Genomic DNA, 14,051 nt, shown 5'->3' with positions numbered 1-14,051 from the left:
GTTGCAAAGGGCAAAGTATGGGGAAGATCGAGCAAAACAAAGAGAAGAAGCGCCGTGCGATTCTGGAAGCAGCACAACACGTGTTTCTCTCAGAGGGCTATATACTGGCCAGCATGGACAAGATCGCTGATCAGGCTCAGGTCACAAAGCAAACGGTTTACCGTTACTTCTCCTCCAAAATCGACCTGTTTCAAGCAACCTTGATGCACATGGGATCCGATTCAGAAGACAACTTCTTCGATCATCTAAAAAAGCCTGACACAAAGGATGCTCTGGAAGGTTTTGGTGTAAGCTTCATCCATGCGCACTTATCCAGCAATCACCTGAGCACATTCCGCTTGCTGGTGGCCGAGAGCGCAAAAGCACCAGAAATAACAAGCACCTTCTTCTCGGTCGGCCCCAATGAAACCGATACACCCCTCGCCGTGTTCTTTACCGACAGGTTGGGTCTGGCTGAACCAGACACAGCCGTCCGGCTCTGGACGTCAATGCTGCTTGGCTTCAGAGACTGCGTTTTGATGGGAATGCCCCGCCCTTCTGATCAGCAGATAGAACAGCATGTCAAAGCCGCCACAGAGCTGCTGTTAGCCAACACGGCCAAGCAACAAGCCTAGACAACCCAAAGGCAAGATAACGAGCACGATTAACCTGAGAGAAATTATCCATTAAAATTTAGAGAATGCCCTTGACCTCAAGTCGACTTGAAGTGGCACTTTGCCGCCAACTCCTTATCAGGAAAGGCAAAGTCATGCACACAACAAGTCTTCTGATCAATGCTATACTGCTTGGCATTGGCGCAACAATTTTCATGGATCTGGTCGCCTGGGTGCGCCTGCGTTTTTTCGCGATCCCATCTCTGGATTACCGGTTGGTGGGTCGTTGGTTGCTGAGCATGCTGCGCGGGCAGTTCCAGCACCAAAACATCATGCAGAGCTCTCCGCAGCCGTTTGAACGCTCCACCGGATGGATCGCCCATTACGTCATCGGCGCTGTATTTGCGTTCTTTTTGCTGGCTGTGACCGGGCCCACCTGGCTGCAAAACCCAACCATCCTGATGCCCCTCATAATCGGCCTGCTTTCAGTGGGCTTCCCCTTCTTCTTCATGCAACCAGCGTTCGGTTTTGGAATTGCTGCCTCCAAAACGCCAGCGCCAGCAATCGCAAGAACGAGAAGTCTTATCGCCCACCTTTCATTCGGCATAGGCCTTTACCTCACCGGACTATGCCTCAGCCTACAGCGTATCGCCGAAAAGTGGGAACCGATTTTCGGATAAAGATAAGCAAAAACAAAGGCTAAAGCAGTTCAGATGTTTCAACCTAAATGCGAACTGCTTTATTGCTGCTAACCGGAGCAACATCGGCTGCTACTTCTCCTCATCCCGCAGCTGATCAATCACAGCACGAAACTCACTGATGCCCGGCAACAGCACAGAGACCTGCTCAGGTGGAAACCGCTCAGCCAGCTTTTGAAACAGTGGCTCCAGCTGCTGCACAGCATCATCACGAAACTGCCGCCCCTGCGGTGTCAACCACACCCGCTTGGAGCGCCCGTCATCCGGGTTGGGGCGCAGTTCCACAAAACCGTGCTTTTCCAACCCGCCCAGCGTATGCGTCATGGTTGTTTTCGCAACTTGAAACGACCGGGCAAGCTCCAGCGGAGTGGCGCCATCAAACCCACGGCTCAAATGGCTGGTCACCCCAAAATGCGAAACCAAAAGACCCTTTGGCAGCCGCGCTTCCAAAAACGCGGAGCCAATCTGGTTTATAATCCCTGCCTCAACGAACATGGAAAAAAAAGGTGTCAGATCGCGGGACAGGGTATCGTCAGACATTCGCCACTCGTGTTTCCAAAGGCCAGCGTGGGCTGGGATCAATTTTGGGACCATACCCCAATCGTGCAAGCATTTGAACAGTCTCACCCGGGCCAGCCAGCATTTCGTGCACCGCAGAATAATGCTCTGCCATTTCAGGAAACTCCTGCAGCGCCTGACTCACCGGCTGCATGGAAAGGCCCAATCCAGTTGCCGCAAGCTGCAACCTGATCCATTCATACCCTGCTTTAATCTGATCAACCCGCGAATTGCCCGGGCTGGTGACCACCGCATACGCCTGCGTCGCATTCATCGCATCCCGGATCATATCCCGCCCCTGCTTGAAGCTTGAGCTGGTCTGATCCGCCTGATCTTCGCGGCTCAACATCCCAGCGAGCATCAGGCTTTCCAAAAACGGACCACTCAGTGCAATACCATCCGGGTTCGCCTCAATCTCGGCTTTACCAAACCGCATCAAATCAACGCTTTCCATCATCACATGCTGCGTTGTCAGCTCAACATCCATGGCTTCCCATGTCAGCTTCCGCAGAGCTGCCACCTCAGCCTTATCGCTTTTGATCGTGGCATAGTCAGCCAAAACCGCTTCCGCCTCTGCTGAAACAGACACATCCTTATAAGCCTGCCGGTTGGTGTGCCGCTCAAAAACATGCGCAAACAGCGGATCAGGCGTGCCCCCCTTCGCGAAGTAGGCCGTCGCAACGGGCCCGTCTTCACCAAGCGGAAACAGCTCCGTCTGCAAATCGTACCCATCTTCTGCCGCAGCCATGCGCAACAATTCCAGAAAACACCCCATGCCAACGGTCAACTGGCGGTCAAACGGATCAGTCTCTGGCAGGTTCAATCTCTTGTCGCGGTAAATGGCCAGCATGTTGCTCCCACGCAATTCAGCCACCCAAGGCTGACGATTGTGAGGGTTCGGCGCAAGCAATGCATAGGACAGCGCCTTCATCCGCGGCTCAGTGTAAGCGCCAGCAGTGTCCCAGGGAGCCAACGCCCGTGTTGGACGACGTGTCGCCAGAAATCCACCAGCTGAGGCAGTCGCTGCCACAACCACACCACCACCCATTAGGCCAATCATCTTGCGTCTGGAAAGTTTCATCGTTCAACTCCATTTAGTGCGATATCGAACTATAAACACACCACCACACACAAAACAAGTGCGATATCGAACTATTTTTATCAAACCAGTTCCAACCACCCATCAATCAGAGCCTTTCCCACAGCCTCAAAGCCAACAAATTGAGGCTGTGGGTTTGCTCCTCATTCGTTTTCTTAAAGTAGATTGGACCACCAGTGACCGCGACACAGACCAGCATTTGGAACGGGACGACCATGCAAAACACCCATCCAACTCTTCCGGAAGGGACCCGCATTTATGCAACGGGAGACATCCACGGCAGGCTGGACCTGCTGAAGATCATGGGCAATGCTATTGAGAGCGACCTGAAAAAACGCCCGGTGACCGACCCGATCTCAGTCTTCCTCGGAGATTACATCGATCGCGGCCCGGACAGTCAGGGCGTCATTGATTTCCTTGTCGATCACCACCACCGCACCCCGCGCCAGATCTGCCTGAAAGGCAATCACGAAGCCTCACTGCTGGAGTTTTTGGAGGATGCGGGCACGCTCTATCACTGGGAGGATCTGGGCGGCACCGAAACCCTGCTCTCCTACGGCCTCTCCATTCATGATCTTATGGGCTCGGCAGGCGCTGAAAGCGTGCAGACCATCTTTAAGGAAAACCTTTCCAAGCTGCACGAAACCTTCTTCGAATCCCTGCCCCTCCACTACCAATGCGGAGATTACCTGTTCGTCCACGCCGGTATTCGCCCAGACGTTCCGCTGGAAGAACAACGCGCAGAAGAACTCATGTGGATCCGCGGTCCTTTCCTCAATTCGCAAGAGGACTTCGGCGTCTTCGTCGTCCACGGCCACACCCCCACAGAGCGTATTGACCGCCACCCCAACCGGCTCGGTGTAGACACAGAAGCCTACGCCTCAGGCCGGCTCACCTGTGCGGTGCTGGAAGGCCAGGACATGAAGTACATCACCGCCACCACCGACGGCTGGGAACTCTTCGACTTCATCCCCACCCACAAATAGCCCCCACACAGCAAAGCACTGGCCTGCGGAAGAATGACAGCTCCGCAGACCAACAGGACACCCACTGAGGGCTGCATCCTAATTAGTCAGCCTCACGCGAGGAAAAGCGATTAGCCATTTCACTAAGAAGATGTAGCAATCATGCAACTACTATAGATTTTATACCTACATAGATTTCCATTATGAGTTGCATATTGTATGCATCAATCATGCTTTCTCGTCGTTTCATGTGAGTTTTAAAATGAAAAAGAATCTCTTGATCGCTCTTGCAGCTGCTGCAATTTCTACAGTCGCCATGACATCCGCAAATGCAAATGAATGGTACGTTCAGGGCACTGGTGGCCTATCTTTGGGCAAGCTCACAGTACACATCGATGGCGATGATGATGGGTCCTTTAAAGACGAAGGATTTAACGGCCGTATTGGCGCTGGCACATACCTTTCCAACAATGTCCGCGTTGGTTTGGAAGGCGGATACGCTGCATTTTCTGAAAATGATACAGATCTCGATGTATGGGACATTTTGGCAGTCGCATACTACGACTTCAAAAACGAAACCGCCTTTACACCATACATCGGCTTAGGCGCTGGTTTCTCGCAGGTGAAACTCGATTTTGATAATGGGGTCGACTCCCTCAAAAAATCAACCAACCACTTCTCTACGAAATTAGGCGCTGGTGTTGGCTACGGAATCTCTGAAAATCTTGAGCTGCTCGCTGAGTACTCGTTCCAGTACAATTTCAAGACAGAGGCATTCGAGGATGCCGATTACTCCGCTCACCAGAACCAGTTCAACGTAGGTTTGCGCTACTCTTTCTAAGAGAGTTCACTCAACATCATTTCAAAAGCGGGTTGCCTCAGGCAATCCGCTTTTTTATTGCAGAAGGTACACTCATCCCCACGCACAAATGGCTCCCACACACAGCAAAGCACTGGCCTGCGGAAGGATGACAGCTCCGCAGACCAGCAGGACACCCATTGAGGGCTGAGCAAGGGTGTTAGAGGCCGCCCTTCAGGTGCCGATCACAGTGATCGGATCAGGAAGGCACTGTCAGGTTTATTGGCTGCGGACGATCGACACCGCTCCCGGCGAATCCCCGAAAAGCACCCGCTCGCTTTGGGTGGAGATGCGCTTTGGATAGTGTTCCGCAAGCCTTTTCTAAAGCCTCCAGGCGGTCTCGAAAGGCATAATGCAAAGTGAGCAAAGCATCCCGCCCACTCGGTTCCTGCATCCTCTCACTCAGCACAAGCTGCTGAATATAAGCAAGGTTCTGCAAGTCCGAGACAGCAATGGTTACTTCGTCAATTTCATTCTGAAGAGTATTTGTGGCGCTACACGCGCATGCGGAGTCGGTCATATTCAAAGCCTCGTTGTTGGCTGTTGAAGGACCGCAAGACAAACGAGTTTTCTACGACCCGCTGGCGAGCGGGAGGGTAGAAACCTGACAACGACAGGCGGGCTTATTCCCTCCCGAAGGAGGTGTTGTATTCACCGCCCTCCCGCTCATAGCAAAGGCTTCGCGCCCTTAGAAAAAAGGCACAAAAAATCCGCCAATTACGGGAGCGGGTACCGCGCTGAGAGGTTTCTACGCCTCACCAGCAAATGTGGAATGAAACACGCATCTTGTCAAACTGCAACTTCTAACAAGTGTGCGTAACGGGAGAGGTGTCATCCCCCTGCATCACCACCAACCCACCGCCGTCATCCCGCGCAAACACAGTACGACGCGAGAACCAGTGCGACACAGTAAGCCGCGAGCAGTATCCCCGGTGTCTTCCCGGGCGAAGCGCAGCGCAGACCCGGGATCCATACCCACAAACCTGCCGCTTAATGATTGAACCGCAAATACAAGTCATCCCACTTCGGGTTCAGGCCTTCAATCGCATCGATCTTCCAGACCCGGCGCCATCGCTTCACTTGCTTCTCCCGGCGGATCGCGTCATTCACATCCCTGAATTGCTCAAAGTAAACCAGCTTCGAAACACCATATTTCGCGGTAAAGCGACACCCAACCTTGCTTTTATGCTCATAAACCCGCCGCGCAAGATCATTCGTCACGCCAGTATAAAGCGTCCCACGCGGCTTACTCGCCAGTATGTACATGAAGTAAGACATGGAAGCAGTTTGGCCACCACAACACGCTCCCACAATCACCCAAACACACCATCATCATTTGAGGGACCACCTCATAGATCCTGGCTCAATGGCCGGGAAGACACCGGTGTTGCAGCGGCGGCCAGTGGCCAACCACTAGCCTACACAGGGAGCTCAGTAAGGCATCCATCAATAGCACCACTCCACCTCGTCATCCCGCGCAAACGAAGTGCAACGCGGGAACCAGAGCCCCACGCACAAGCCTCGCAATACGGCACTGGATACCGGATCAGCACTCCGTTTGTCCGGTATGACGTTGGGGACATAGCTCTCAGGCTTCAACAACAGACATTGCCTCACTAACAAACCACCGACTGCCAACAACACTACGCCTTGGTGTCATCCCAGGCGAAGCAAAGCGAAGACCCAGGGACCAGAGCTAAACCCGCAGTCCTCCTCAAATAATCCGGATACCGGATCTCCAGTACGCTCCATCCAGCATGACCTTAGGAACCATCCATTCTGACAAAAGCTATGGATGTCGAAGCCGAATTAACCTACTAAAGATCATTGCATCGGGTTGCTCTGGAGATATTGAAAGTGGCAAGTTTAGTAGAAGAAATCCAACGTGAAGCATTAGACACGAGAACCTCTATTACAACACTGCTCCGAAAGGTAAAACTTGCTGCTGCAAAGCTAAGGCTGTCTGAGATTGAAGCGTGGGTAGATAATGAACTAAATGGCTATTTCAATAAGGATGTCCCTCCTTATCGTAAAGCAAGAGGTATTCCTAAAGCGCATAATCCATTTAATGGTTGGATTCCCATTATGGATAGAGATGGCAGCCTTATAGAGCTCATTAGTCAGGTTAAGCTTAGACAAGCAATTTCAGCAATAGAAGATCTTCTTACCAACGGTGATGGCGACTCATTTCAAGTCCCATTACCACCTAAGTTAATAAGTCAGTTAAATGCACAAGCAGGCTTTGAATTTGGTGAAATGGTCAATTTTATTGGCCGAGGTGCTTTGGTAAATGTCATAGACCAAGTTCGGACAAAAGTTTTGGACTGGGCAATCGAACTTGAAAAGTCAGGAATAAAGGGCAATGGGATTTCTTTTAATGCAGAAGAGATACAGGCCGCTAAGAACAATGCAGGGATTAACATTGGCTCTGTCGGCACGTTAGTTGGGGTCATTGGAAATCAAAATCAGGTCAACGATATAGTTGGAGGTAATCTGAACACCTCTGAGGTGAGACGCTTAGCCCAGCAACTCGAGATCAACTTACCCGAATTAGTGTCCTCAGGAGCTAATGAAGACTTTCTATCACCAACTATTCAGAAGTTATTGAACGAAACTGAAAAGCCAGATCCAAGTAAAAAAGCGATTAACGGCTTACTTGGCGATCTCAGAACTGCGTTGGCTGGCGCAACTGGCAACCTCATGGCTACAGGTGCTCTTTCAATGATAAACAGCATACTTGGTGCATAGTCAAACCAAGTATGCCGACTAGACATACAAAGTAGAGCTCCGATATTGAGCGTCTGAAATCGCCGCCGCAAGAAAACTTGCAATAATTTATTGTGAGAAGAACACCTATTCAGTCTAGCAAAACACCAAACTCACACCATGACCACATCCCGCCCAAAACACGGCAGCACGCGCACAAAAATGCGACTTATTTAAAAACTTACGCTTTTCTTGCCCAATCGCAGCGATTTGCGGTTTCCTATTAACCGGAAATCGCGTTATCTAAAGACATCATTAACTTTAAAGCGGGTTCTGCTTGATTGGTCTGACCAGACAAAGAGAAGCCGCTTTGCTTTAGATGTACGCAGGATAATGGCACGCGACTACGATCCCTACAGTCTGTCGAGCCCACAGGTTTACCTGTGGCGCATGATTATTTTTCTGGTCCTGGCAGGCTTCATCGCCTTTGTCCTGATCGGGCAAATCACAGCAGCCTTCATGGCAAACCCCGCATTGAACGGCCTGATCGTAGGCGTCGCAGCACTGGGTATACTTCTGTCTTTCAGGCAGGTCCTGCGAATTTTCCCGGAAGTATCATGGGTTAACGGCTTCCGCCTCGGCGATCCACGCCTGGAGGTACGCCGCCCACCTATCCTTCTGGCGCCAATGGCAACCCTGCTTGGCAACAAAGCAGGCGACATGACCATCTCGCCAACCACCATGCGCTCTATGCTGGATTCCATCGGCATGCGCTTGGATGAATCCCGCGAGATTTCACGTTACCTCACCCGCTTGCTCATCTTCCTCGGTCTGGTCGGTACCTTCTGGGGCCTGATGCAAACAGTAAGCGCCGTGGCAACCACCGTCAGCACGCTGAATGCAGCAGGCGGCGATGCCAACGTGCTGTTTGAAGATCTGGTCTCCGGCATCACCGCACAGATGACCGGCCTCGGCATCGCGTTCTCCTCCTCCTTGCTTGGTTTGACCGGTTCCCTCGTTCTAGGCTTCCTCGACCTGCAGGCAGGACAGGCACAGAACCGCTTCTATCAGGAACTGGAAGACTGGCTCTCCACCCTGACGGATATCGATCCCGATGAGCTGGGCAACGGCACATCTGCTGATATGGCAGCAGACCTGCGCGTCACCCTCGACAAACTGCGCAAGTCTATGGAAGCAAAAGGCGCTGAGCCGGATGACAATTCCAACGCTGCCATGAGCAAACTGGCAGAAGGCATTCAGGGCCTCGTCCAGCACGTACGTTCCGAGCAAAAGATGATGCGTGAATGGGCTGAGGCCCAGTCCATGCAACAGCGCCGGATTGAACGCTTCCTGAAAACGCTCACCGCAGAGGTAGAGCGGGAGAAGGAATAAAGCATGGCTGGTGTACGCACACGCAGGTCTCAAAACAACTCAGAGGATTACTGGCCGGGTTTCGTGGATGCCATGTCCGCACTCCTGCTGGTGTTCATCTTCCTGCTCTCCATCTTCATGATTGCGCAGTTCTTCCTCAGCCAGCAGCTGTCTGGCCGGGATAAGGTGCTCAACCGCCTCAACCAGCAAATCGCAGAGCTCACTGAGCTGCTGGCGCTGGAAAAGGCGAGTGTTGGAGATCTGGAATCCACCATCTCCTCCCTGCAATTGGGGCTGGATCAGACCGCAAGTGAACGGGACCGTCTTCAGGGCTTGCTCAACGAACGCTCCGGCCAGATTGATGAGGCAGGCGGTGCTCTGGCATCCCTGCGTGCAAAGCTGGAAGGCGAACAGCAGATCAGCGATAAGGCTCTGGCACAGGTAGAACTGCTCAACCAACAGATCAGCGCCCTGCGCCGCCAGATCGCCGTGCTGGAAGACGCACTGGACGCATCAGAAACGCGTGACAGAGAAAGCCAGACACGCATTGCAGACCTTGGCAAGCGGCTCAACGTCGCCCTCGCCCAGCGCGTACAGGAACTCTCACGCTACCGCTCCGACTTCTTTGGCCGCCTGCGCGAAATCCTCGCCCAGCGCTCCGATATCGAAGTTGTCGGCGACCGTTTCGTGTTCCAGTCCGAGGTGCTGTTCTCCTCCGGTGATGACGAGGTCAACCCACAGGGCAAAAACCAGCTGGATATCCTCGCAAGCGCCATTTTGGAGCTTGAAGGACAAATCCCCGCCGAGATCAACTGGGTCCTACGCGTGGATGGTCACACCGATGCCCGTCCCCTCTCCGGCACAGGCCGCCTGCGCGACAACTGGGAACTCTCAGCCGCACGCGCCATCTCGGTGGTCAAATACCTCATTGCTAGAGGCGTAGAACCAGACCGCCTGGTCGCCGCCGGCTTCGGCGAGTTCCAACCCCTGGAAGAAGGCACCAGCAATGAGGCCAACGCCAAAAACCGCCGCATCGAGCTAAAACTCACACAGCGGTAAAGGCCGATAAAACCAGACACAAAAACAGGCGCTTGAGCATGAAACTCAAGCGCCTGTTTTCATTCTGGATACCGGATCTCCACGACGCTCCATCCGACATGACGGCGGTGGGACTTCAACCAGCAAAACTACAATCTTCTCAAGAGCACAGCACCAAAACGACGTCATCCCTGACTTGATCAGGGATCCAGAGCCTCATCTATCCGTCCAAGGCTATAAAAAGTGCTCAATGGGATAGGCTTAACTGACGCAAAACAACTAGCCTTCAAGGCATGAGACAACCGTTATGCGGACAAACCGGACATTCGTTGCATTGCGATAATTCATAAGAATGAGAAGCGACTGCCAGTGCCCAAGAGCTAGAAGCTGACATTTGACCACTTCAGCCAATGATTGCCGAGCCTGCACAGCAGAAATCTGTATCTCGTTTTCGAAAAGCTTTTTTTCGTAGAATAATCGATTGAGGACTGAATAAGGGCGGGGTTATCCGAGCCTAAAATAGCCATTCAGATTACTCAGAGTGAACTGCCGCTCGTATTGTAAACATGAGCGGCCAAGTGGCATCATGTAGTTTGCAGAACTTTTTGAATTGCCACATGGACTACGAACTGCTTATCTAAGAGTGGGGTAGGATATCCTCGATTAGCCCACGTCTGTCGTGGAAAATTATCTGATGTAAAGTACGCATTTCCAATTGCACCAACTCTGTATAGTATACTTAAATGTTTGCTAGCATCGTTGTCTACATCAAATACTCTTTTATTGACGTTTGAATTGTGTTCAATCATCCGCGCTCGAAAATCCTGTAAACTGAAAACGCTACTTTTTCCTCGCAGCAAGGAGAGTGTTAGCTCAACTTCTTCCTCAAACATAGTTGCTGATAGTTCTTCTTTATATTCGTCCAGCATCGCGATGCCAAAACTATTGTCATCATCAGCAAAGTGCTTGGCTTCAAACTTCTTTGCTCCCCAAGCACGTTCAACTGCGGCAAGGAGGCATAACAATACTCCGCGCGGCCTATGCCCACCTTGATCAAGAATATATTTTGAGAATTGTTTACCTGCGACTTCTTTTGGGAAATATTTTGTTAGGGCGTCGTCCTGAAACCCGCCAGTTTCTTCAATCTCAGATCGTATAATTTTATTTTCAAAGATATCGAGTATCGTACTCCTCTGATCATTTTGTGGCTCCCAGCTAAGACTTGCGCCAAACGCCCTGGTAATTTTTCCTACTTCTTGTGAAGAGCCAGGAAACGATTGCAAGACTTCAGATCTTACGGCGGCATAATACAAGACGTCGATGTTACATTGCTGGAAGAGAAGGTTGGTACTATAGATGGCAAAAATTAGATCACGGACCATTCGGCGATCTCTTTCGCCAGTTCCGTCTTTTTCGAGAGAAAACTCTAGCTCATCAAAATAGAGCCTACACTTTACCTCTGGCTTAAGCTTAACCTTATGGAGGGCGTCTTGCACAAGGCGCACAAGGTCTAAAAGCGCGATTTCATCTCCAGATACTTTACGAGCATTAATTTCCGCACCTATCTCTGTTTGCAGAATTCCTGTATCAAACTTGAGCTTAATATTACCTCTTGCCCCTTCAACTTTTACAGATTCGAAAAGAGCAGAAAATTTGTCTTTATTTGCCTCCAAAAGTAACGCAATATCCCGAAAGATGTCTTTACCTTCGATTACATCGCTATCATCTAGCAGCCTTAGAAAATTTTTCAGTAAGTACCATTCCCAAATCGTTCGATAGTCGGTGTCCATCGAGTAGGAACCAACGCCTTCTACAAATATCATTTTGGCCAATTTGTCCAAATTGTTACGGTCTTCATGCCGAATGTTACTTTTGAATAACACTAAACGTGAATATTCGGCTACTTCACCTCTCATTAAATAGAGTAAGAGAGTGGTTTTCCCCGATCCTTTAGGGCCAATTATTAGATATTTTGCCCCTGTCTTCAACTCACTGATGTCGGTTCGAGGCGGAGCCACAAATGAATTTTGAAGAACCATAGAATTAGCTTTATCTTGCTTCATAAATTCGTGCAGCGCATCGGGATCGCCGAAACGAATTTTCTGAACTTCAATGTTTTCTAGTGTAATCATTTTGGGTTTTCTCAAATGGTGTTTGTAGCCGAAGACAAAGCATCATTCCCGACATTAGGGAGCAGTGTTTGGACTAGAATCATATCTGCAATTGATTGTGGCAATGTATGGTAGGTAAATAATAAGTCCAGACGGAATTCAATTCATTACACGTAGCCGACCCTCCTCCTCTACCAACTCTGTTGGTAAGCAAAGACCGCCACAGACTAAAAGCTGTCGCAAGACGCATTTTGCACCAATGCTCGTTTTACCCAGCATGAAGGCCTCTGTGTTTCGGTAGCGCAGCTAGCGAGGGGGCTCGACAGTCTCCAATCCGAAATCGACCTGCGGTTGAAACTTGCTGAGAAGGCTCGAATTTCATATCACGGCCAATGTCCACAAAGGTCACAACAGCAACATGCGGCACATGTGAAAGGTCGAGCGAAGCTGGACGGCAGCTATGGGCTCATACCCACCTCACAGCACTCACGGACACCTCCTCCCCTCAATCCGGCTATCACACACCTTTACACGAGACAGATAACCTGACCATTTCGCAATATCCGCCTTACGCACCTTTGAGCGCCAGGATTTGATGACAAAATAGGTGCGGAGATGCAGCTGGTAAGAAACAAACCGAACTCGTAACCGTTCTCGCGCCCCTTTTTCAGCAAGCGCCCGTCTTGCTGCTTGCAGATAGGGCTCTTCACCTGCGTATACTGCTTCTCCAGCACCTTCATTGGTACTCGACGAGAAAAGTGGATCTGGACGGTCACCATGTCCTTCCAGGTCTTGAGGGATTGCCCGTGCGGGATCATCTCTGAAACCAGCAGCCCATTCTTGTTCTGTGAAAAGGCAACCTTGTAGCCCTCAGGCATCCCGACCAGAAGGTTCTCATCCTTCAGGCCAGAGGCAAACGAAACACCACTTGCAACAAGCAATGCCAATACAGCACCAAACAATCTACGCATCAGAGCAACGATCCAATCAATCAGGATTTGAAGTGATGCTACATCATAGCCTCAAACCTCAACAAGGGGAGTAACTTCCCTGATGGAGGAGGCCAACGTGCTGCCAGCAAATTCAAAGCTCCCCAACCTGCATGGCACCAATGAACACAGCAACGCAGCCAGAACGTAAAAAACGCAGAATAACGCAAAGCTGCACATAGCAACGCAAACACGAAAAAAGCCGCTCCCCGGTAGGCAGCGGCTTTTCATGTTATCCAACAAAGGAAAGGGCAAGCTCTTTTAGAGTTATGCCCCTTCCAAGCGCGTTCCATTTGATTGAGTTCAATCAAATGATAAGAATTCGCTCTAAAGGCGCTCTTAGCGCTCGTCTTCGTCCTCATCGCTGTCACCAGTGGATTTGAAGTTCGCGAACACAGCATCTGCATCCACGGCTTCTTCAACTTCACGGGTCTTCGGCGCAGGTGTCGCAAACGCAGCAGCCATTGCTTCTTCGCTTGTTGTTTCATCAACAGGCAGAAGGGATTGCGGCTCTTCACCTTCAATCGGTTTCGGAGCGTTCTTCGCAGCTTTCTCAACTTCAATGTCCAGCTCAATCTGGGAACACAGCCCCAGAGTAACTGGATCCATCGGATCAAGATGCGCAGAGTTCCAATGCGTTCTTGTACGAATTGCTTCAATCGTCGGCTTGGTTGTGCCAACAAGACGCATGATCTGAGCATCAAGCAGCTCAGGATGGTAACGTACAAGCCACAAAATTGCGTTCGGGCGATCCTGACGACGAGAAACAGGAGTGTAACGAGGACCTTTGCGCTTGTTCTCTGGAACACGCACTTTGGACTCGAAAATCTGCATACGGTAGCGCGGATCGTTCGACGCTTTTTCAATTTCGTCGCGGGTCAGCTGACCTGCCAGAACAGGGTCCATACCCTTGATGCCCTGAGCAGCTTCACCATCAGCGATCGCCTTCACTTCAAGCGGATGCAGCTTACAAAACGCAGCAATCTGATCAAAGCCAAGAGCGGTGTTATCTACCAACCATACGGCTGTTGCCTTTGGCATAAGCGGCGCGTTGGACATTGTAT

At 50.9% G+C, this 14,051-nt stretch carries 14 protein-coding genes; 7 read left to right on the top strand and 7 right to left on the bottom strand.

What is annotated here, in order from left to right:
* Positions 1–17: 17 nt before the first annotated feature.
* Together BM231_RS13450 and BM231_RS13445 are read left to right on the top strand one after the other, a co-directional pair.
* Positions 18–614 (top strand): TetR/AcrR family transcriptional regulator, encoded by a 597-nt coding sequence (locus BM231_RS13450; RefSeq protein ID WP_093520122.1) that lies wholly within the window; start codon positions 18–20, stop codon positions 612–614.
* A 134-nt stretch (positions 615–748) separates the two neighbouring features.
* Entirely contained in the window at positions 749–1,273 is a 525-nt protein-coding gene (locus tag BM231_RS13445) for a DUF2938 domain-containing protein (protein ID WP_093520120.1), read from the top strand.
* A gap of 90 nt (positions 1,274–1,363) precedes the next feature.
* On the opposite strand, the gene BM231_RS13440 is transcribed toward BM231_RS13445, so the two are convergent.
* Together BM231_RS13440 and BM231_RS13435 are read right to left on the bottom strand one after the other, a co-directional pair.
* Positions 1,364–1,831 carry a MarR family winged helix-turn-helix transcriptional regulator gene (locus tag BM231_RS13440; RefSeq protein ID WP_093520118.1) on the bottom strand — a complete coding sequence of 156 codons (468 nt, stop codon included), beginning with the start codon at positions 1,829–1,831 and terminating at the stop codon, positions 1,364–1,366.
* Complete coding sequence (locus tag BM231_RS13435) at positions 1,824–2,930, bottom strand: Acg family FMN-binding oxidoreductase (RefSeq protein WP_093520116.1); 1,107 nt, start codon at positions 2,928–2,930, stop codon at positions 1,824–1,826. The genes BM231_RS13440 and BM231_RS13435 overlap by 8 nt, the downstream gene beginning before the upstream one ends.
* 233 nt (positions 2,931–3,163) lie before the next feature.
* Here BM231_RS13435 and BM231_RS13430 point away from each other — a divergent pair, with 233 nt between their 5' ends.
* Positions 3,164–3,934 (top strand): metallophosphoesterase family protein, encoded by a 771-nt coding sequence (locus BM231_RS13430; protein ID WP_093520114.1) that lies wholly within the window; start codon positions 3,164–3,166, stop codon positions 3,932–3,934.
* A gap of 241 nt (positions 3,935–4,175) precedes the next feature.
* Positions 4,176–4,754: an outer membrane protein gene (locus BM231_RS13425; protein WP_093520112.1), complete on the top strand. Its 579-nt coding sequence runs from the start codon at positions 4,176–4,178 to the stop codon at positions 4,752–4,754.
* A 217-nt stretch (positions 4,755–4,971) separates the two neighbouring features.
* Here BM231_RS13425 and BM231_RS27350 read toward each other — a convergent pair whose 3' ends face one another.
* On the bottom strand, positions 4,972–5,292 hold the full coding sequence (locus tag BM231_RS27350; protein ID WP_093520110.1) for a hypothetical protein: 321 nt from the start codon (positions 5,290–5,292) through the stop codon (positions 4,972–4,974).
* 470 nt (positions 5,293–5,762) lie between these two features.
* Positions 5,763–6,050: a GIY-YIG nuclease family protein gene (locus BM231_RS13415; protein WP_208860342.1), complete on the bottom strand. Its 288-nt coding sequence runs from the start codon at positions 6,048–6,050 to the stop codon at positions 5,763–5,765.
* Positions 6,051–6,629: 579 nt separating this feature from the next.
* Here BM231_RS13415 and BM231_RS13410 point away from each other — a divergent pair.
* The 3 genes from BM231_RS13410 (at position 6,630) to BM231_RS13400 (ending at position 9,908) form a co-directional block, all read left to right on the top strand.
* A complete protein-coding gene (locus BM231_RS13410) occupies positions 6,630–7,520 on the top strand; it encodes an AbiTii domain-containing protein (protein ID WP_093520108.1) in 891 nt (296 codons plus the stop codon).
* Between the two features lie 351 nt (positions 7,521–7,871).
* Positions 7,872–8,870, top strand: a complete 999-nt coding sequence (locus tag BM231_RS13405) for a flagellar motor protein MotA (RefSeq protein WP_093520106.1) — start codon at positions 7,872–7,874, stop codon at positions 8,868–8,870.
* 3 nt (positions 8,871–8,873) lie between these two features.
* Positions 8,874–9,908: a peptidoglycan -binding protein gene (locus BM231_RS13400; protein ID WP_093520104.1), complete on the top strand. Its 1,035-nt coding sequence runs from the start codon at positions 8,874–8,876 to the stop codon at positions 9,906–9,908.
* Positions 9,909–10,471: 563 nt separating this feature from the next.
* Here the strand turns inward: BM231_RS13400 and BM231_RS13395 are convergent.
* From BM231_RS13395 to BM231_RS13385, 3 genes are all read right to left on the bottom strand, one after another.
* Complete coding sequence (locus BM231_RS13395; protein ID WP_093520102.1) at positions 10,472–12,019, bottom strand: P-loop ATPase, Sll1717 family; 1,548 nt, start codon at positions 12,017–12,019, stop codon at positions 10,472–10,474.
* A gap of 506 nt (positions 12,020–12,525) precedes the next feature.
* On the bottom strand, positions 12,526–12,969 hold the full coding sequence (locus BM231_RS13390; RefSeq protein WP_093520100.1) for a hypothetical protein: 444 nt from the start codon (positions 12,967–12,969) through the stop codon (positions 12,526–12,528).
* 357 nt (positions 12,970–13,326) lie between these two features.
* Positions 13,327–14,046, bottom strand: a complete 720-nt coding sequence (locus BM231_RS13385) for a DUF1013 domain-containing protein (RefSeq protein ID WP_093520098.1) — start codon at positions 14,044–14,046, stop codon at positions 13,327–13,329.
* Between the last annotated feature and the right edge of the window lie 5 nt (positions 14,047–14,051).

The sequence above is a fragment of the Pseudovibrio ascidiaceicola genome, from assembly GCF_900114245.1.
In the GTDB taxonomy this organism is placed as follows: Bacteria; Pseudomonadota; Alphaproteobacteria; order Rhizobiales; family Stappiaceae; genus Pseudovibrio; species Pseudovibrio ascidiaceicola.
The sequence above is the reverse complement of the archived record's forward strand: the minus strand, read 5'-3'. Positions and strand labels throughout refer to the sequence as shown.